Origin of the sequence: Streptomyces sp. HPF1205 (assembly GCF_020400825.1) — a bacterium.
Classification (GTDB): Bacteria; Actinomycetota; Actinomycetes; order Streptomycetales; family Streptomycetaceae; genus Actinacidiphila.
In genome coordinates this window covers 16,168-33,232 of the sequence record NZ_JAINVH010000054.1, presented here as the reverse complement: position 1 = coordinate 33,232, position 17,065 = coordinate 16,168, and the positions used below count along the sequence as shown (strand labels likewise).

The following is a 17,065-nucleotide window of genomic DNA, read 5'->3' as shown; positions in this document are numbered from 1 at the left end:
GAGACCACCCGCCGGTAAGGACCCGAGGAGAGGAAGACCAGTGCCCGCACCCGAACAGACCGCCGCCGCCGACGCCGGGGCCCTGCGCGTGCGCCGCGGGACGGCGGGCGCGGAGGAACTCGCCGCTCTCATGGCCGTTCTCGGCCTGCTCCGCGCCGAGCCCGCCGCGGCTCAGGCCCCGGCCGGCCCCGGCGCCCGCCCCCTTGCCGCCTGGCGCCGCCCGGAACGCCAGGCGGCCTACGCCGACCCGCGCGCCTGGCAGCGCGGCGCCCGGCCCTGAGGCACCGCGCGCCCGCGCCCCCGGCCCGGGGCGCGAGCGCGCGGCCCGGACAGGGAACGGTCACGCGCGGCCGGTGCCCGGCCCCCCGGCCGTGCCCGGCCGGGCGGCGTCCCCCCGTATCACCGCGTACCGCACCGCGTCCCGCCACCGGCCGTCGCGGAACGCGATGCTGCGCATCACCCCTTCCCGGGTGAACCCGGCCTTCTCCAGGGAGCGTTGCTCGGCGACGTTGTCCGTCTCGGTGTCCGCTTCGAGCCGTACGACGGGGGAGTGCGCGAACAGGTAGTCGACCAGGAGGCGCTGGGCTGCGGTGCCGATGCCCCGGCCGCGCGCCTCGGGCCGCAGTTGCGCGCCGACGTTCCAGTACGGGGTGCGTCCGGCGGAGGTCTGTCGCCAGGCGACGAACCCGAGCGCGCCGCCGCCGGTGTCCACCACCAGGTAGCCGCCCTCGTCGGTCAGCAGGCCGTTCTCGGCCCAGCGGCGCCGCAAGCGGCCGGGGTCCGACCAGCCGTACCACTGGAACGGACCGGCCGCCTGAGGGTCGGTCAGGAAGGTTTCCAGAACCGGCAGATCCACCTCGACGACCGGCCGCAGCCGAACCGTTCCGTCGTTTCCGTCGCTTCCGTCGTTTCCGCCGATCGGCGCACCCACGGGAACCCCCTGTCGTTCCGGGGGCCCGGACCCGAGCCCCCGGCCCGACCCTACGTGACCCCGCGCCGGGCGGGCGGGTGTGCCCGCCCGGCGCGAGGTCGGCGGTGCGGTCAGCGGTGTGCGGGGCCGTGGCAGCGGGCGCTGCCGGAGTCGGTGTAGCCGGTGCCGTTGGCGGCCTGGTAGCTCCAGGAGTAGCCGGTGGGCGCCAGGGTGAAGCGGCTGACGCCGTAGGAGGCGTCGTCGCCGGCGACCCGGTTGGGGGCCTGGTCGGCGGGGGCCAGGGTGTCCAGTCCCTCGCCGCCGGTGCCGATGACGAACTCGCGGATGCCCTTGCGCGGGTCGGCCTGCCCCTGCGGGTCCTGCGGGGCGAAGCGCGCGTACAGGTGCTCATGCCCGTTGAGCACGACGTCCACCCCGGCGCCGTAGAGCAGCGGCCACCACTGGGTCTGCGACATCTCGCCCTCGTCGGAGGAACTGGCGGAGGCGCTGAAGGCGGGCTGGTGCCAGTAGGCGAGGGTGCAGGGGGCGTGGTCGCCGGCCAGGTCGTCCTTCAACCAGTCGGTCTGCTGCTTGACCCATGCGCCGTCGGCGGAGCAGCCGCCGTTCTGCACCTTGCACTCGGCGTTGAGGGAGATGATGTGCCAGGCGCCCAGGTCGTAGGAGTACCAGCCCTGGCCCGCGGTGCCGGCCTGGCCGTGCGGCCGCGGCACCGGCTGGCCCTGCGCGTCGGTCAGCGGGCTGCCGGCGGAGTCCAGGGTGCGGCCGTTGTAGTACGAGTAGTAGCCCGAGCCGTCGACGCCCTTCTCGCCGTCCTTGTAGTCGTAGAACTCGTGGTTGCCGGGCGCCGGGCGCTGCAGGTACTTGAAGGCGCCGTAGGTGGTGTCGAACGAGCCCATGAAGTCGTTGTAGCGGCCCACCTGGTACTGCTCGTCGCCCAGCAGGGCCACCAGGTCCGGCCGCATCGCCTCGATCTGGTCGGCCGTCATCGCCTGCGCGCCGCTGCGGGTGCTGTCGCACAGATACTTGGCGGCGACGCCCGCGTCGTCCCCGTCGGGCTCGCACGCGATGTCCCCGACCGCGGCGAGCACCGCCGTGCGGCCCGGACCGCCCTGGTACGGCCAGGGGTTGTGGTCGCCCTGGGCGGTGGCGGCGGTGGCGGTGAGCAGGAGGGCGCCGGTGGCGGCGGTCAGGGCGGCCAGGGTGCGACGTCTCATGTCCAGCAGGCTCCTTTCCCGCCCCGCGTGATCGGGACGGACGGGGGCATGGTGGCGCCCACCGGCACCCGGCACCGGACCACCGGATGAACCGCCGGGGTGGTGAAGGTGTCGGTTTGGTGTCAGGTACGCATCACCCGGGCGGACGTGTCCCGGGACGCACGCGGAGCACACGTATCACAGGGGTTGCAGGGGTCACGTCGTGGACGGCCGCCCGCGCACCTCGACCCTTTCTAGTACGGCCACCCCGGTCGTCGTCAGGATGTCCTCCAGGGTGTCGAGGAAGGCGCGCAGCCGCTGCTCGCCGTCGACGATCTCCACCGCGCACGGGCCGTGGGCGACGAGGTGCACCGGGTGCTCCTCGTGGACGCGCATGTGGTGGCCGTAGCCCTCGACGCCGTGGAAGACGCTGGCGCCCGCCAGGCCGGCCTTCCGCGCGCGGTGGACGATCTCGGCGAAGGCCGGCCTGCGGTGCCAGACGGCGTCACCGGCGAGGTGGATCGTCAGGCGGGCGGCAACCGGACCGTCCAGGGGCATCCCGCACCTCCCGTCGCATGGTGTGGCGCCCGTCACGTTACCGCCGCGGGCCCCCGGCGGGCGCGGACGCGCTCAGCCCCACAGCGCCTGGGCGAACGCGAACCCGGTGAAGGCGGCGCCGAGCCCGGCGGCGACGCTGCCGACGACATTGGCCGCGGCGAAGAGCCCCGCCCCCTCCTCGGCCAGCCGCAGCGTCTCGTACGAGAACGTCGAGTACGTGGTCAGCGCCCCGCAGCCCCCCGTGCCCAGCAGGAGCTGCTCATGCGGGCCGGCCGCGCCGCCGGTCACCATGCCGAGGACGAGGCAGCCCACGACGTTGACGGTGAAGGTGCCCCACGGGAAGACCGTGTCGTGGCGGGACTGGACGGCGCGGTCGGTCAGATACCGCAGGGGAGCGCCGACCATGGCGCCGCAGACGACGAGGAGCCAGTTCACGAGGCACCCGTTCCCGCGCCGCCGCCACCGTCGGCGCCGCCCCCGCCGTCGCCGTCTGTCCCGTCCGCGTCCTCCGCGTCCTCCGCGTCCTCCGCGTCCTCCCCGCCTGCATAGCGGACGACCTCGACCTCGTCCAGGATCACCAGGCCCCCGCTCACCAGTTCGTCGAGCTGCGGCAGGAACGCGCGGATCCGGTCCTCGGCGTCGATGATCACGACCGCCACCGGCAGGTCCTCGCTGAGGGAGAGCAGCCGGGTGGTGTGGACGATCGAGGAGGCGCCGAAGCCCTCGACGCCGCGGAACACCGAGGCGCCGGCGAGGCCCGCGGCGTGCGCGCGGTGCACGATCTCCGTGAACAGCGGCTTGTGGTGCCAGGTGTCGTTCTCCCCGAGGAAGACGGTCAGGCGCAGGGCGCTTCCGGTCAGTCTCATGGCGGTCTCCGGGCGAGGACGCGGCGGGTGAGGGTGGCGGCCGCCCACACCGAGGCGACGGCTGCCAGGGGTGTGGCGGCCAGGTACGCCAGGCCCAGCCCGGCGTGGCCGCCGTCGACCAGCCTGCGGATGTCGACCGCGTACGTGGAGAAGGTGGTGAAGCCGCCCAGGACGCCGGTGCCGAAGAAGGGGCGGACCAGGCGGTGGGCCGCCCAGGCGTCGGTGATGACGACCATGAACACCCCGATGACCGCGCAGCCGATCGCGTTGATCGCGAAGGTGGTGGCCGGGAAGGTGCCGGAGGCGGTCGGCCACAGCAGCGAGGCCCCGTAGCGGGCCGCGGCGCCGGCACCGCCCCCCGCGCTCACCGCGGCGACGACCGGCCACTGCCCGCGCGCCACGTCGCGGCGCTGCGCGGGCACGCGCAAGGGCACATCGGGATCGGTGGGTTCGTTCACCACACGGCCGCGGGCCTCTTCCAAGACGTCTCCCCACTCGGCCGGTAGGCACCCGCGGTGGACCGGCGGGCGCGCGTCGTCGCAAGCAGGGACCGTTGGCGGCGTTGCCGCCGCGGTTCGGGTACGGCGGGCCCCACCGCCGCGCGGGCCGCCCCGACAGGGCCGCCGCAGGCACTCAGGATACAGAAGGAGCCGCGGCCGCACCCGGCGAGGCGCCCCCTCCGGGCCCGGGGCGCCCCGCACTACACCGCCCCGCGCTACACCGCCCTGCGGTAGAGCCACACCCCCAGCGGCGCGAACACCGCGACGATCCCGGCGTCCCAGGCGAGTGCCTCCCACACCGCGGTGGAGGCGGGGCCGCCGAGTACGAGGACCCGGACCGCCTCGGCGGTCTTGGACACGGGCTGGTGCCGGGCGAACGCCTGCAGCCAGCCCGGCATCGTGTTGACCGGGATGAACGCCGCGGAGGCGAAGACGAGGGGCGCGAGTACGGGGAAGGCGGCGGCCTGCGCGGTCTCGGGGTCGCCGACGGCCATGCCCACCACCGCGAAGATCCACGACATCGCGAAGCCGAACGCCAGGACCAGCGCGATGCCGCCCAGGAAGGCCGGGACGCCGGCGTGGATGCGGAATCCGATGGCGAAGCCGACGGCGGTCATCAGCGCCACGACGAAGACGTTCCGCGCGAGGTCGGCCGTGGTCCGGCCGACGAGCACGGCCGACCTGGCCATCGGCAGGGAGCGGAACCGTTCCATCAGACCGGTCTGCATGTCCGTGGCCAGCCCGATCGCGGTGTTCATCGCCCCGAACACGGCGGTCTGCACGAAGATCCCCGGGATCAGGAAGTCGACGTAAGCGACGCCGTGCAGCGCCGGAGCCACGACACCGCCGAAGACATAGCGGAACATCAGCACGAACACCAGCGGCTGGATGGTGGAGAACACCAGCAGCCGCGGCACCCGGCGCAGCGCGATCAGGTTCCGCCAGGCGACGGCGAGGCCGTCCCTGGCCGTGGTGAGGATCGGCGGGCCGGTGTCCTTCGGGGCCGTCCACGACCGGTCGCGGCCGGCGGCGGTGGTTCCCGTCACGGCGGGCCTCCCCGAGGCGGGGCCGGGCCTTCCGGGGCCGTGTCGTCCGGGGCCGGGCCGTCCTGCGCCGGGTCGTCCTGCGCCGGGGGGTTGCCCGTCCGGTGCCCGGTCAGCGCCAGGAAGACGTCGTCCAGGCTGGACTCGCGCACGGCCACGGTGCGCGGCACCAGGTCGTGGTCCTCCAGCAGGTGCAGCACGTCGATCAGCGGCCCCGACCCGTTGTGGGAGGCGAAGTCGACGCGGGATCCCTCGACGCCGGGCGTCTGGGCGAGCCCGGCGCCGATGAGCGCGGCGGCCCGCTCGGCCCGCGACGGCTCGGCCATGTCCAGTTCGACGACCGTGTTCCCCAGCCGGGCCTTCAGGACGGACGGGGCGTCGTCCGCGATCACGCGGCCGTCGTCGATCACCACGACCCGCTCGGCGAGCTTGTCGGCCTCCTCCAGGTACTGGGTGGTGAGCAGCACCGTCGTACCGTCGCTCACCAGCTCGCGGATCATGTCCCACAGGTCGTTGCGGCTGTGCGGGTCCAGTCCCGTGGTGGGCTCGTCGAGGCGCAGGACGGGGGGCTCGGGGACCAGGGCGGCGGCGACGTCCAGCCGCCTGCGCATGCCGCCCGAGTACGTCCGCACCGGGCGGTCGCCCGCGTCGGCGAGGCCGAACCGGTCGAGCAGCGCGGCGGCGCGCGGCCGGATCCGGGAGCGCGGCCCGTGGGTCAGGTGGCCGATCAGCCGCAGGTTCTCCCGGCCGGTCAGGTTCGGGTCCACCGCCGCGTACTGTCCGGCCAGTCCGATCAGCCGCCGGACCGCGGCCGCCTCGCGCACCACGTCGTGGCCGAGGACCTCCGCGTGCCCGCCGCTGGGACGCAGGATCGTCGTCAGGATCCGGATCGCGGTGCTCTTGCCCGCGCCGTTGGGCCCCAGCAGACCGAAGACGCTCCCCGGCGGGACCTCGAAGTCCACCTCGTCCAGGGCGCGCACCGCCCCGAACCGCTTGCTGAGACCGACGACGCGGATCGCTGCCTGAGCCACGGGCTGCACCTCCCCGCTCGACGTAGCGGGTCTCCAGGCCCTTCCCCCACATTCTCGCCCCGCGGCGGCCCCGCCGCAGCGGCGCGGCGCCCCGGTGGGGTGCCGCGGTGGGGTGCCGCGGCGCCGTGTGCCGCGGTCAGTGGGCGAGGGAGAAGTAGTTCTCCTCCTCCTGGGTGAAGTGCAGGCGCAGGACGCTGTGCAGGCCGTACAGGCAGGCGCGCAGGTCGTCGACCTGTTCGGGGCGCAGGGCGCCCTCGGCGTCGGCCAGCCGCAGGTGGGTGGCGATCCGGTGGGCCAGGCGGTGGATCTCGGTGTGCGCGCGGCTCATGGTGGCGGTGGCCTCGGGGCCGCCCAGGGCGCGGGCGAGAGCGGGATAGAGCTCGTGTTCCTCGGCCACTTCGTGCGGCAGGAGGCGTTCGCTCAGCAGCCGGTCGACGTGGCGGACGGTGTCCAGGGCCGCGGGGTCGGCGGGATCGGTGAGGTGGTCGGCGGCCTCCCGGACGGCTTCGACGACCTCGCGCAGGTCGTCGTGCTCGGCGGCGAAGCGCTGGATGAGCTGCTCGGTGGCCGGCTCCACGGTGACGTGGGCGGCGCGGTCCGCGCCCAGGGCGCGCAGGGCGTTGAGGATGACGGCGACGTCGATGCCCTCCTGCAGCAGGGCCCCCGCGGCCGGCGGCAGCAGGCCGAACGCGGCGGCGGTCATGGCGGCCAGCGACATCGCCATTCCGGCCAGCGCGCTCTGGGCGGCGATGCGCCGGGCGCGCACGGCGATCCCCGCGGCGTCGGCGAGGCGGTCGACGCGGTCGGTGGTCAGCACGATGTCGGCGGCCTCGGACGAGGCGCTGGAGCCGCGGGCGCCCATCGCCACGCCGACGTCGGCGGCGGCCAGGGCGGGGGCGTCGTTGACGCCGTCGCCGACCATGACGGTGACCGCCCGCCCGCGTTCGGCCCGCACCGCGGCGACCTTGTCGGCGGGGGACTGGCGGGCGCGCACGTCGTCAAGACCGAGGACGGCCGCGATCTCCCGGGCCGGTTCCGCGCGGTCGCCGGTGAGCATCAGCAGCCGCTGGATGCCGGCCTCGCGCAGGCGCCGCAGGGTACGGGGGGCGTCGCCGCGCAGCGGGTCGCGCAGCAGCAGCGCTCCGGTGAGCCGGCCGTCCACGGTGAGCCAGGCGACGGCGGCGCCGTCCAGGGTGGCGCGGTTCTCGGCGGTGCGCGCCCAGGTGGGCAGGGACGCGCCGTCGCGCTTGCCGACGCTCACCGCGGCGGCGCCGATCCGGCCGGTGGCGCCGTGCCCGGGTTCCTCCGCCACGTCGCGCACCGGGCGCAGCGCCAGCCGGCGGGCGTGGGCCTCGTCGGTGATGGCCCGGGCCAGGACGTGGGGGGAGTACTGGTCCACGGACGCGGCGAGGGCGAGAACCTCGTCGGGGGTGGTTCCGGGCGCCGCCGCGATGTCCAGAACGCGGGGACGCCCGCTGGTGAGCGTGCCGGTCTTGTCCAGCACCAGCGTGCGGGCGCGGCCCAGCGTCTCCAGGGCGGCGCCGTCGCGGACCACGACACCCTGGCGGGCGGCCCGGGACAGGCCCGAGACGATCGCGACGGGCGCGGCAAGCAGCAACGGGCACGGCGTGGCGACCACCAGGACGGCCACCGCCCGCACGACCGAGCCGCTGACCAGCCACGCCACGCCGGCCACGGCCAGCGTCAGCGGCAGGAACCAGGCGGCGTAACGGTCGGCCAGCCGGATCACCGGGGCGCTCTCGGCACCCGCCTGCCGGGCGAGGCGGACGATCTCGGCGTACGCGCTGTCCTGCTCGGTCGCGCCCGCCCGCAGCTCGAAGGCGCCGCCCGCGTTGACACCGCCGCTGCGCACGCTCTCGCCCGCCCCCCGCTCGACCTGGAGGGACTCGCCGGTCAGCACGGACTCGTCCAGCACCGCGGTCCCGTTCTCGACGCGCCCGTCGACCGGGACGACCTCACCGGGGCCGACGACCAGCAGGTCACCGACGGCGACCTCGGCCAGCGGCACCGTACGGACCTCGTCGCCGACGCGGCGGCGGGCCGAACGCGGGGCGTGCTCCAGCAGGTGGCGCAGGTCGTGCGAGGCGCGGCGCTCGGCCGCCGCGTCCAGCCAGCGGCCCGTGGCGAGCATGAGCGCGATCAGCGCCCCGGCCAGGTACTCACCCGTCGCCAGCGTGCCGGCCAGCGCCAGGACGGCGATCAGGTCGACCCCGGCCCGCCCGCGCCGCAGTGCGTGCAGCACCCACGCCACGGCGGGAACGATCGCCGCGACCGTGCCCGCGGCCCAGCACGCGTCGGCGGCCGACCGCGCGCCGGCCAGCCACGCGACGCCGCCGGCCGCCAGCGCGGCGGCGGTGACCACGAGCAGGACCGGCTCCACCGACCGCCGGACCCAGGCGCGCACCGACCGCGCCTCACCCGCCACCGCTTCCTTGCCCACCGGACCTTCCACAGCGCCCTCCGTCCTGCCGCGCCGGGCCCTTCCCCTCCAGTAGATCCCTGGCGACGGCCCCCTGCCAGGGCACTTCGGACCGGCCCGAGGGGCCACCCGGACGGGGAGGCCGCCCGTACGCGGGCCGCGCCGGGAGCGGGGCCGGCGCCGTCGCCGGGATCGCGGGGTGCGCCCGGGCGGGGCCGCGGGGCCCGGTTCAACCCCCCCGGCTCACCCGTCCCCGCCAGACGGCTTCGGCGCCGGTGTGGCCGCTCGGGTGAATTGCCGGGCGGGCCGTCGAGCCGATGGCCGATGCCCGCTCGCGGGGTCCCGTACGGCGGTGATGGGGTCGCTCTCGGGGGGCAGTCGACCACCTTCACCCGAGGAAAGAACATGACTCGCTTCGCCATACGGGCGGCCCTCGCCTGCCTGTCCACCGTCGCGGCGGCCGCGGTGCTCGCCGCCCCCGCGTCGGCCACCGCCCCGTCCGCGGCCTCCGCGCCCGGCGCCTCCGCGGCCACCACCGCGCTCGCGGCCCGCGCGCTGAACCCCCAGACGCTGGCCGACCTCGACACGTCCATGCGGGGCGAGGCGTTCGCCAACGCCTCCTACACCTTCTACGCCGCCCAGGCCGACCGCGAGCACCTCCCGGTGACCGCGCGGACCTACCGGCGCACCGCCTCCGTCGAGCTCAACGAGCACTTCCGCGAGGAGGCCGAACTGGCGGGCGTGATCGGCAGCGACGCGAGCAACCTGCGCGCCGCGATCGCCGGCGAGACGTACGAGACCACCATCATGTACCCGACCTTCGCCCGGGAGGCCGCGCAGGACGGCGACCTCAACGCCGCCGCGCTGTTCACCGAGATCGGCCACGACGAGGCGGCCCACCTGGCCAGGTTCCAGGCGGCGCTGAGGGTCGTGGAGACCGGCCGCGGCCGCATCCCCGCCCCGCCGCCCGTCGACGCCGTCCAGGTCCCGGCCGGCGGCCCGCAGGTGCACTCCGCCCGCACCCTGGCCAACCTCGACACCGCCATGCACGGCGAAGCGCTCGCCCACGCCCGCTACACCATGTACGGCGAGCACGCGGCGGCCGACGGGCGGCCCGCCCTGGCCCGCCTGTTCGAGGGCACCGGGCAGGTCGAGCTGCACGAGCACTTCGCCGCCGAGGCCGTGCTGTACGGCCTGGTCGGCACCACGCACCAGAACCTGGTCAAGACCATCGCCGGCGAGACCTACGAGGCGACGGTCATGTACCCGACCTTCGCCCGCCGCGCCGACGCCGTCGGCGACCACCAGGCCGCCCGCCTGTTCCGCCACAACGCCGCCGACGAGGCCGGACACGCCCGCGCGTTCCAGCGGCTCCTGGACAACCCCAGGTAACCGCCGCCCCTCGGCCGCCACTGCTCGCCGGGCCCGGCGCATCGCCCCCGGCGGGCACGAACAGGCGGTTGTCGGCCCCATCGCCTCCGGTCGCTTCCACCCGCTGTCGACGATCGACCGTGCTCGATCTTTCGACAGAGGCGCGACCTTTGGCTCAGGGGCCTGCCCACAGCCACGGGCCGGGTTCCCGCGGGCGGGCCCGGCCCGTGCCCGCCGCACCTCCCGCCGCCCGGCCCGGGGACGCCACGCGAGCTTCCCCGGGCCGGGCCGTGCGTACGACTGCCGGCGACCGCTTCCGGGTCGCCCGTACCACTGCCGGCGACCGCTCCCGGCCGCGGTGCAGCCATGAGGCCGTCGGCAGCGGGTAGGCGACACCTCCCTGGTCGTCCCGCGGGAGATCCTCGATTCAGGGAGAATGCGGGACGGGGAAGCGAGGGGAGGAGCAGTGAGAGCGCCGCGCACTTTGGCGAACCTGGACGAGGCCGACAACGGTGACCACCTCTGCCAGGTGCTGGACCGTTCCGAGGACGTCGTCGACCGCAGCCGCGCCTTCGTCGCGGACGCGGCCTCGCACGGCGACAAGGCCGTGATCGTCGGGCCCCCCTTCGAGGAGGCGCACGAGTTCGCCACCCTCGTCCTGGACCCCGCCCGGCTGGAAGGCTCCCTGCTGGCCGCGGTGCGCCGCGAGGCGGCCAACGCCGACCGGCAGGGGTTCCGCTCCCTGCGGGTGCTGCACCACGCCACACCCGGCGGCAGCGGGGCGCACGGCACGGAGCTGCTGCGCAGCGAGCTGGAGCTGGAGGAGTTCGCCGCCGACACCGGGGCCCTGGTGGTCTGCGCCTACAACGGGGCCGACTGGGACCCGCCGGACCTGCGGCGGATCGCGTGTGTGCATCCCCATCATCTGGGCAGCCAGCCTTTGTCGCCCGCGTTCCGGATGTACCGTACGGAGAAAGAAGGCTGGATGGTGAGCGGAATCGTCGACAGCGACGGCGCGGCGGCCTTCGCCACCATCATGTGCACCCTGCTCGCCCAGAGAGCGGCGGTGCGGCTGCTCTGCCACGATCTGGAGTTCCTCGACGCCGCCGGTATGACCGCCCTGGCCGACGTCGCCCGGTACCTTCCGGACCGCAAGATCATCCTGGAAGGCACCAATGAGACCGTACGGCTTGCCTGGAACCTGTCCGGCTTCGCGACGCCCGACGTCCCGGTGGTGATGACACCGTGACCTCTTCCCCGCCCTCCCCGCCTTCCGCCTCGGCCCCGCCGGGCACGGGGTACCGGCACGAGCTGTACCCCTACCGGGGCAGGGACGAGTTCGTACAGGGCGCGATGAGCTTCATCCAGGACGCCCTCGACGGGGGCGAGGCCGTCGTCGTCGCCGTCCCGCAGGACAAGGCGTCCCTGCTGCGCTCCCGGATCCGCGACGACGAGGCCGTGCGGTACGTCGACACCAGCGCGGTGGCCCACCACCCGGGCCGGCACATCGGGGCCTGGCAGGAATGGATCAAGGAGCACGCCGCGAAGGGGCAGCCGGTCCGCGGGATCGGGGAATCGCCCTGGGAGACCGTCCGCAGCCGCGCCGAGGCCGAGGAACTGCACTACCACGAGTGGCTGCTCAACAAGGCATTCGCCCAGGGCCCGGCCTGGTGGCTGCTGTGTCCGTACGACATCGCCCACGACCGGGCCGCGCTGCAGAAGATGGCCCGCTGCCACCCCGAGATGCGCGAGGAGGGCCGGACCGTCCCCTGCCCGGACTACGACCCGAAGGCGCCGTACGCCTTCACCGCGCTCACCGACCCCTGCGAGCCGTACGAGGAGTACGCCTACGCCAGTGGTGACCTGGCGGCCCTCCGCGACAAGATCACCGTGCGCGCCGAGCAGCACGGCCTGGCCGGGGCGCGCCTGCGCGAGCTGCGCCTGGCCGCCACCGAGGTGGCCACCAACAGCATCAGGCACGGCGGCGGCCAGGGCATGCTGCGCACCTGGCACGAGGACAACCGGCTGGTGTGCGAGTTCCACGACACCGGCCACATCACCGACCCCCTGGCCGGCCGCACCCGACCGGACCCCGCGCAGTCCGGCGGACGCGGCCTGTGGCTCGTCCACCAGCTCTGCGACCTGGTCGAGATCCGCTCCACCCCGGAGAAGGGAACCACCGTCCGCCTCCACACCGACCTCCCCCGGTAACCCCCGCCGCCCGGCCCGGCTGGCCCACCGCCGGACCCCGCGTCGGCCGCCTCACCCTCGGGGCGGCGGGGCCGCGCAGCGCGCCCCGCCGCCTTTGCGCGAGTGGCTATCCGAGGGTCCACTGCTGGTTGCTGCCGCCGTTGCACGACCAGAGTTCGACCAGGGCGCCGTCGGCGGTGGAGGCTCCGGTCACGTCCAGGCACAGGCCGGACTGGACGCCGGTGATCGTGCCGTTGGCGTTGACGTTCCACTGCTGGTTGGTCTGGCCGTTGCAGGTCCAGACGATCGCCTTGGTGCCGTTGGTGGTGCCCTTGGCGTTGGCGTCCAGGCAGAGGGTGGTGCCCGCGACTGTGACCGTCAGCTCGTTCGACGAGTTGTGCGTCCAGGTCTGGTTGGCCCCGCCGGTGCAGCTGTGGATCTGCTGCTGGGTGCCCGGCGTCGTGGTGGAGTTCGGGTCGTCGAGGCACTTGCCCGCGCCCACCGCGTGCAGCGGCCCCGTGCTGCCGGTACCGGTCCCGGTGCCGCTGACGGTCCAGGAGAAGCTGGTGCTGCCGGCGGCGCCGGTGGTGTCGGTGGCGCTCACGACGGTGGTGAACGTGCCGCCGCTGCTGGGAGTGCCGGAGATCAGGCCGCCGGCGGAGATCGACAGACCGGGGGGCAGGCCGGTGGCGCTGTAGGTCAGGGTCTGTCCGGCCGCCGAGTCGGTGGCGTTGATCTGCAGCGGGTTGATCGCGGTGCCGGACGTGGCGGTCTGGCTGCCGGGGTTGGTGACCGTGACCGTGTTGCCGCTGGTGGAGCCGCTGCCGTCCAGCCCCATGAAGTGAATGGCGTAGTAGGCCATCTGCGTTCCCTGGATGGGCAGTTGGTGCCCGGCGCCGACGATGCTGTACGCCTCGACCTGCGTGCTGCCGGAGCTGTTGTTGTACCGGGAACGGTTCCAGTTGGTCACCGGGGTGTCAGTCGACGACGGGGTCTGGCTGACACCGAGCACGTTCGTCCACTGCTTGGTCTCTTCGGCGAGGTTGTTGTAGTTCAGGGTGGTGTCGGCGGTGCCGTGCCACAACTGCACGCGCGGGCGCGGCCCGTTGTAGCCGGGGTCGGCGTCATTGCGCACCAGGTCGCCCCATGCTTGCGCCGTCATGGAGACCTGACCCCCGGCGCACGCCCCGTTCCAGCCCTTCACGGTGCCCGTGTAGAAGCAGTGGTACGGCACACCCATGAACGCGGCGCCCGCCTTGAACACGTCCGGGTAGTCCGCGAGCATGACGTTGGTCATCATGCCGCCGGACGACTCGCCGGTGACGTACACGGAGTTGGGGTTCCCGCCGTAGTGCTGCTCGGTGTACGTGATCATCGACATCAGCCCGACCGGGTCACTGCCGCCGCCCCGCGTCAGCGCCTGGTCGGACGAGACGTCCCAGCAACTGCCGGACGGGTTGGACGAGGGGTAGATGACGATGAACCCGTACTGGTCGGCCAGCTTTCCGAAGTCGGTGCTGGAGTACAGGTAGGGCCCGGAGCCCTGGCACCCGTGCAGCGCCAGCAGGATCGGCGGGTTGGCCTTGACGTTGTTCGGCACGTACAGGTACATCTGCAGGTTCGTCGGGTTCGTGCCGAAGTTCGTGATCTGGGTCAGCGAGGCGGCGGCGGCCCGGGGCGCGGCGGGCAGACCGAGCCCGAACGCGGCACCGACCGCCAGGAGTACGCCGAGCAGGCCGAGCAGTCGGAACTTCAAATACCAGGATCGCAGCATGGGATCTCTTCCTCCACGGGCTGTCGTTGGCGCTGGCGGTGAGCTGGTATCCCCTCGGACCCGGCGGCGGGTTCACGTCGTGGTGCACTGATGGCGATGCGCTTCGATGGGACGGTCGCGAGACAGGTCGATTACCGGGGTTCGGCGTCCTGGCGGGTACCAGGAGCGTTCTTGCGGGACCACTGGTCGAGCAGCCGGACCGAGTCCTCGATCCGGAATCCGCCGCAGCCGCGGGACGTGGGTACGCGCCGGAACGTCCGGCTGGTCCCGCCGCTGCGGATCCGAACTGCCGCGGTCCAGGCGTGGCACGCGCCCGTGGACGTGCCTCGGCGCAGGTGCGGAACCCTCATGTTGTGACGTCCCCCTGCTCGTAGTGGCCCACCGGTGGGATGTGAGCGCTAACATTCAGCGATCACGCTTCCGGCGCTGCCACGCTCCGGCCCGGACGAGTTCGGAGACAATGACGCTGCCTCAGTGACCGCGACCTGTCAAGAAGCCATGGGATGTCCTCCCGGCTTCCCGGGAGCGACCAGGTCGTAATGCGCGTGACCGCCACCGCGGCTACCTTGATCTGGGGGACGGAATCCCGGGGGACAGAAACCGAACCACGTCGCTTTCCCGCAGGCCGGAGGCGTACGGGGGGTACGGCCCTCAGGCGACGAGCCATTCGCCGCGGCCTCTGCCTGCTCCTGGAGGTTCGATCCCATGACGATGTCACGTACTGGCTTCACCACGGCATTGGCCGCGGCGGCCGTCGCCATCCCGCTGACCGCGGGAGGGCTCGCGCCCGCCGCTCACGCGCAGACCAGTTCGCCCTCACCCAGTCCCTCGACCTCGACGGGCCCGTTCGGGCCCGGCTGCTCCTCACTGCCGAAGACCGGGGCGGGCAGTGCCGCCGTGATGGCCAAGCAGAAGGTCGTGGCCGCGGCGACGGGGAACGCCCAGCTGAGCACCCTGGTCAGCTACGTCAACAGCGCCAAGCTGGCCAACACGCTCGACAGCTCGAACAACATCACGTTGTTCGCACCCACGAACGCCGCCTGGCAGAAGCTGTCGTCGTCCGAACGGACCAATCTGAAGAACAATCCGACGCAGCTGAAGAAGGCGCTGCTGTACCACGTGGTGAATCAGCCGGTGACGAAGGCGGAACTGCCCAACGGCTCGTTCACCACGCTCGAGGGCTCCAAGCTCACGACCTCCGGTTCGGGCACGACCTTCAAGGTCAACAACACCGCGAACATCGTCTGCGGCGACATCAAGACCGCGAACGCCACCGTGTACCTCGTCGACACCGTCCTGATGCCGCCGGGCTGAGTCGCCGACGGATCGGGCCTTCGTGACGGGACGGATCTTCCGGACCGGAGCGGAGGCCCGTTCCCGGCCCTGCGGCCCCTTCCGCCCCTTCAGCCCCTGCGGCTGCTCCGCTCCTCCGCTCCTCCGCTCGTCCGCCGCACTCCCGGACGAGCCGGATCAGGGCAGTCGCGCCGCGAGGCGGCGGGCGGTCCCGCCGATGAGTTCACCGTCCCCGAACGGTCTACCCGGCGACGCGACGCGACCGTTCTCGACAGGAGTGCCATGTCCACGATCCAGCCGGTGATCATCACTGCCGACCACGACGTTCTGCTCGGCTTCTACACCACGTTGTTCGGCGCCGAGGAGATCTTCCGGGTGCCGGCGAAAGGCCCGGTCTTCTACCTCGGCCTGCGGATCGGCGACACCGACCTCGGGCTGGTGGCCAAGGAGGATACGGGGACCGTGGCGGCACCGCGGATCCTTCTCAGCATCGCTGTCGACGACGTCGACGAGACGCTCGGCCGCGTGGAGGAGCTGGGCGGCTCGGTCAGCGGCGGCCCCAAGGACATGCCGTGGGGACAGCGCGTCGCCCACATCCTGGACCCCGACGGCAACCCGGTGAACCTCACCCAGCCGATCCCGGCCCGGTGACGCCGTCCCGGGGCGCCGTGCCCCGCCCGGGGCGGGTTCGGCGTGTGCCGCCCGCACGCACGGTGACGTCGGAGTGCCGCCCCGCACGCACGGTGACGTCGGCGCCCGCTCCGGCGCGTGTCCTCAGGCGGGGTACGTGTGGGTCGCGGCCGCCTTGACCGTCGCCCAGACCTCCGCGCCCGGGCGCAGATCGAGCTCGGCGGCGGCGACCGCGGTCAGGTCGGCGGCGAGGGGGAGCTCGCCGGTGAGGTCGGCGCGGATCCGGTCGCCGAGGGTCTCCATCCCGGCGACCGTGCAGTGCCAGAGGTTGCGGGCGCTGGAGCCGGCGGGGCGGTCGCGGTGGAGAGTGGCGGCGCTGGGCGGGAACGCCACGAAGACCGGGCCCGAGAGGACCTCCGTGGTGGTGATGGCGGGGCCGGTGTCCAGGCGGACGGTGTGGCCGTCGGCCGTGCCGCGGTAGAGGTTCAGCCCGACCAGTTGTGCGATGTAGCCGGTACGGGGGCGGCGGGCGATGTCGGCGGGGGCGCCCTCCTGGACGACTTCACCGTGTTCCACCACGACCAGGCGGTCGGCCAGCACCATGGCGTCGAGCGGGTCGTGGGTGACCAGTACGGCGACGGCCTCGAAGTCGGCCAGGTGGCGGCGCAGTTCGGCGCGCACGTCGAGACGGGTGCGGGCGTCGAGGGCGGCGAGCGGCTCGTCCAGGAGCAGGAGCCGCGGGTGGGTGGCCAGGGCGCGGGCTAGGGCGACGCGCTGGGCCTGGCCACCGGACAGTCTGCGCGGCTTGGCGCCCGCGTGTTCGGCCAGGCCCATGCGTTCCAGCCAATCGGCGGCCTGGGCGCGGGCCCGCGCCTTGCCGGCGCCCTGGCAGCGGGGCCCGAAGGCCACGTTGTCGAGTGCGCTGAGGTGCGGGAAGAGCAGGTAGTCCTGGAAGACGACCCCGACCGGGCGGGATTCCGGCGGTGTACGGTCCAGCTCGGCGCCGTCCAGCCGGAGGTGGCCGCCGGACAGCGGGACGAGGCCGGCCAGAGCCCGCAGGGCGGTGGTCTTGCCCGCGCCGTTGGGCCCGAGCAGGGCCACCACCTCACCGGGCGCCGCGGTCAGTTCGACGTCCAGGCGGAAGGAACCGCGCTCGACCACCAGCCGCGCGTCCAGTCCCTCCCGCCCCAGGCGGGGGGCGCCGACGGGGGTCCCCGCGGTCTTCTCGGCGCCGGTCATGAGGCC

The 17,065-nt window shown here is 73.8% G+C and carries 18 protein-coding genes; 6 read left to right on the top strand and 12 right to left on the bottom strand.

Features of this window, described 5'->3' with window-relative positions:
• Positions 1-40 precede the first annotated feature (40 nt).
• The gene (locus K7G61_RS34340; RefSeq protein WP_225851071.1) at positions 41-280 is read left to right on the top strand and encodes an acyl-CoA carboxylase epsilon subunit; all 240 of its coding nucleotides are present in this window, start codon (positions 41-43) and stop codon (positions 278-280) included.
• 60 nt (positions 281-340) lie between these two features.
• Here K7G61_RS34340 and K7G61_RS34335 read toward each other — a convergent pair whose 3' ends face one another.
• The 9 genes from K7G61_RS34335 to K7G61_RS34295 all read right to left on the bottom strand — a co-directional run bounded on the left by K7G61_RS34335 (position 341) and on the right by K7G61_RS34295 (position 8,568).
• The gene (locus K7G61_RS34335) at positions 341-931 is read right to left on the bottom strand and encodes a GNAT family N-acetyltransferase (RefSeq protein WP_225851070.1); all 591 of its coding nucleotides are present in this window, start codon (positions 929-931) and stop codon (positions 341-343) included.
• A gap of 110 nt (positions 932-1,041) precedes the next feature.
• Positions 1,042-2,145 carry a metallophosphoesterase gene (locus tag K7G61_RS34330; RefSeq protein WP_225851069.1) on the bottom strand — a complete coding sequence of 368 codons (1,104 nt, stop codon included), beginning with the start codon at positions 2,143-2,145 and terminating at the stop codon, positions 1,042-1,044.
• A 195-nt stretch (positions 2,146-2,340) separates the two neighbouring features.
• The gene (locus tag K7G61_RS34325; protein WP_225851068.1) at positions 2,341-2,682 is read right to left on the bottom strand and encodes a DUF190 domain-containing protein; all 342 of its coding nucleotides are present in this window, start codon (positions 2,680-2,682) and stop codon (positions 2,341-2,343) included.
• Between the two features lie 72 nt (positions 2,683-2,754).
• Positions 2,755-3,117 (bottom strand): CrcB family protein, encoded by a 363-nt coding sequence (locus K7G61_RS34320; protein WP_225851067.1) that lies wholly within the window; start codon positions 3,115-3,117, stop codon positions 2,755-2,757.
• Positions 3,114-3,548, bottom strand: coding sequence for a DUF190 domain-containing protein (locus tag K7G61_RS34315; RefSeq protein ID WP_225851066.1), 435 nt, complete (start codon positions 3,546-3,548; stop codon positions 3,114-3,116). The genes K7G61_RS34320 and K7G61_RS34315 overlap by 4 nt, the downstream gene beginning before the upstream one ends.
• The gene (locus K7G61_RS34310; protein WP_225851065.1) at positions 3,545-4,030 is read right to left on the bottom strand and encodes a CrcB family protein; all 486 of its coding nucleotides are present in this window, start codon (positions 4,028-4,030) and stop codon (positions 3,545-3,547) included. Before K7G61_RS34310 ends, K7G61_RS34315 begins: the two co-directional genes overlap by 4 nt.
• Positions 4,031-4,263: 233 nt before the next feature.
• Positions 4,264-5,094, bottom strand: coding sequence for an ABC transporter permease (locus tag K7G61_RS34305; RefSeq protein ID WP_225851064.1), 831 nt, complete (start codon positions 5,092-5,094; stop codon positions 4,264-4,266).
• Positions 5,091-6,122 (bottom strand): ABC transporter ATP-binding protein, encoded by a 1,032-nt coding sequence (locus tag K7G61_RS34300; RefSeq protein WP_225851063.1) that lies wholly within the window; start codon positions 6,120-6,122, stop codon positions 5,091-5,093. The genes K7G61_RS34305 and K7G61_RS34300 overlap by 4 nt, the downstream gene beginning before the upstream one ends.
• A gap of 136 nt (positions 6,123-6,258) precedes the next feature.
• Positions 6,259-8,568 carry a heavy metal translocating P-type ATPase gene (locus K7G61_RS34295; RefSeq protein WP_225851073.1) on the bottom strand — a complete coding sequence of 770 codons (2,310 nt, stop codon included), beginning with the start codon at positions 8,566-8,568 and terminating at the stop codon, positions 6,259-6,261.
• Between the two features lie 399 nt (positions 8,569-8,967).
• Between K7G61_RS34295 and K7G61_RS34290 the strand changes: the two genes are divergently transcribed.
• The 3 genes from K7G61_RS34290 to K7G61_RS34280 all read left to right on the top strand — a co-directional run bounded on the left by K7G61_RS34290 (position 8,968) and on the right by K7G61_RS34280 (position 12,144).
• Positions 8,968-9,954, top strand: a complete 987-nt coding sequence (locus K7G61_RS34290) for a rubrerythrin family protein (RefSeq protein WP_225851062.1) — start codon at positions 8,968-8,970, stop codon at positions 9,952-9,954.
• A 445-nt stretch (positions 9,955-10,399) separates the two neighbouring features.
• A complete protein-coding gene (locus K7G61_RS34285; RefSeq protein ID WP_225851061.1) occupies positions 10,400-11,182 on the top strand; it encodes an MEDS domain-containing protein in 783 nt (260 codons plus the stop codon).
• The gene (locus tag K7G61_RS34280; RefSeq protein WP_225851060.1) at positions 11,179-12,144 is read left to right on the top strand and encodes a sensor histidine kinase; all 966 of its coding nucleotides are present in this window, start codon (positions 11,179-11,181) and stop codon (positions 12,142-12,144) included. The genes K7G61_RS34285 and K7G61_RS34280 overlap by 4 nt, the downstream gene beginning before the upstream one ends.
• Before the next feature lie 106 nt (positions 12,145-12,250).
• Here K7G61_RS34280 and K7G61_RS34275 read toward each other — a convergent pair whose 3' ends face one another.
• The gene (locus tag K7G61_RS34275; protein WP_225851059.1) at positions 12,251-13,897 is read right to left on the bottom strand and encodes a PHB depolymerase family esterase; all 1,647 of its coding nucleotides are present in this window, start codon (positions 13,895-13,897) and stop codon (positions 12,251-12,253) included.
• A 131-nt stretch (positions 13,898-14,028) separates the two neighbouring features.
• A complete protein-coding gene (locus K7G61_RS34270; RefSeq protein WP_225851058.1) occupies positions 14,029-14,247 on the bottom strand; it encodes a hypothetical protein in 219 nt (72 codons plus the stop codon).
• A gap of 355 nt (positions 14,248-14,602) precedes the next feature.
• Here K7G61_RS34270 and K7G61_RS34265 point away from each other — a divergent pair, with 355 nt between their 5' ends.
• Together K7G61_RS34265 and K7G61_RS34260 are read left to right on the top strand one after the other, a co-directional pair.
• On the top strand, positions 14,603-15,211 hold the full coding sequence (locus K7G61_RS34265; protein ID WP_225851057.1) for a fasciclin domain-containing protein: 609 nt from the start codon (positions 14,603-14,605) through the stop codon (positions 15,209-15,211).
• Between the two features lie 261 nt (positions 15,212-15,472).
• The gene (locus K7G61_RS34260; protein ID WP_225851056.1) at positions 15,473-15,841 is read left to right on the top strand and encodes a VOC family protein; all 369 of its coding nucleotides are present in this window, start codon (positions 15,473-15,475) and stop codon (positions 15,839-15,841) included.
• Positions 15,842-15,964: 123 nt separating this feature from the next.
• On the opposite strand, the gene K7G61_RS34255 is transcribed toward K7G61_RS34260, so the two are convergent.
• Positions 15,965-17,059 (bottom strand): ABC transporter ATP-binding protein, encoded by a 1,095-nt coding sequence (locus K7G61_RS34255; RefSeq protein ID WP_225851055.1) that lies wholly within the window; start codon positions 17,057-17,059, stop codon positions 15,965-15,967.
• Positions 17,060-17,065: the final 6 nt, after the last annotated feature.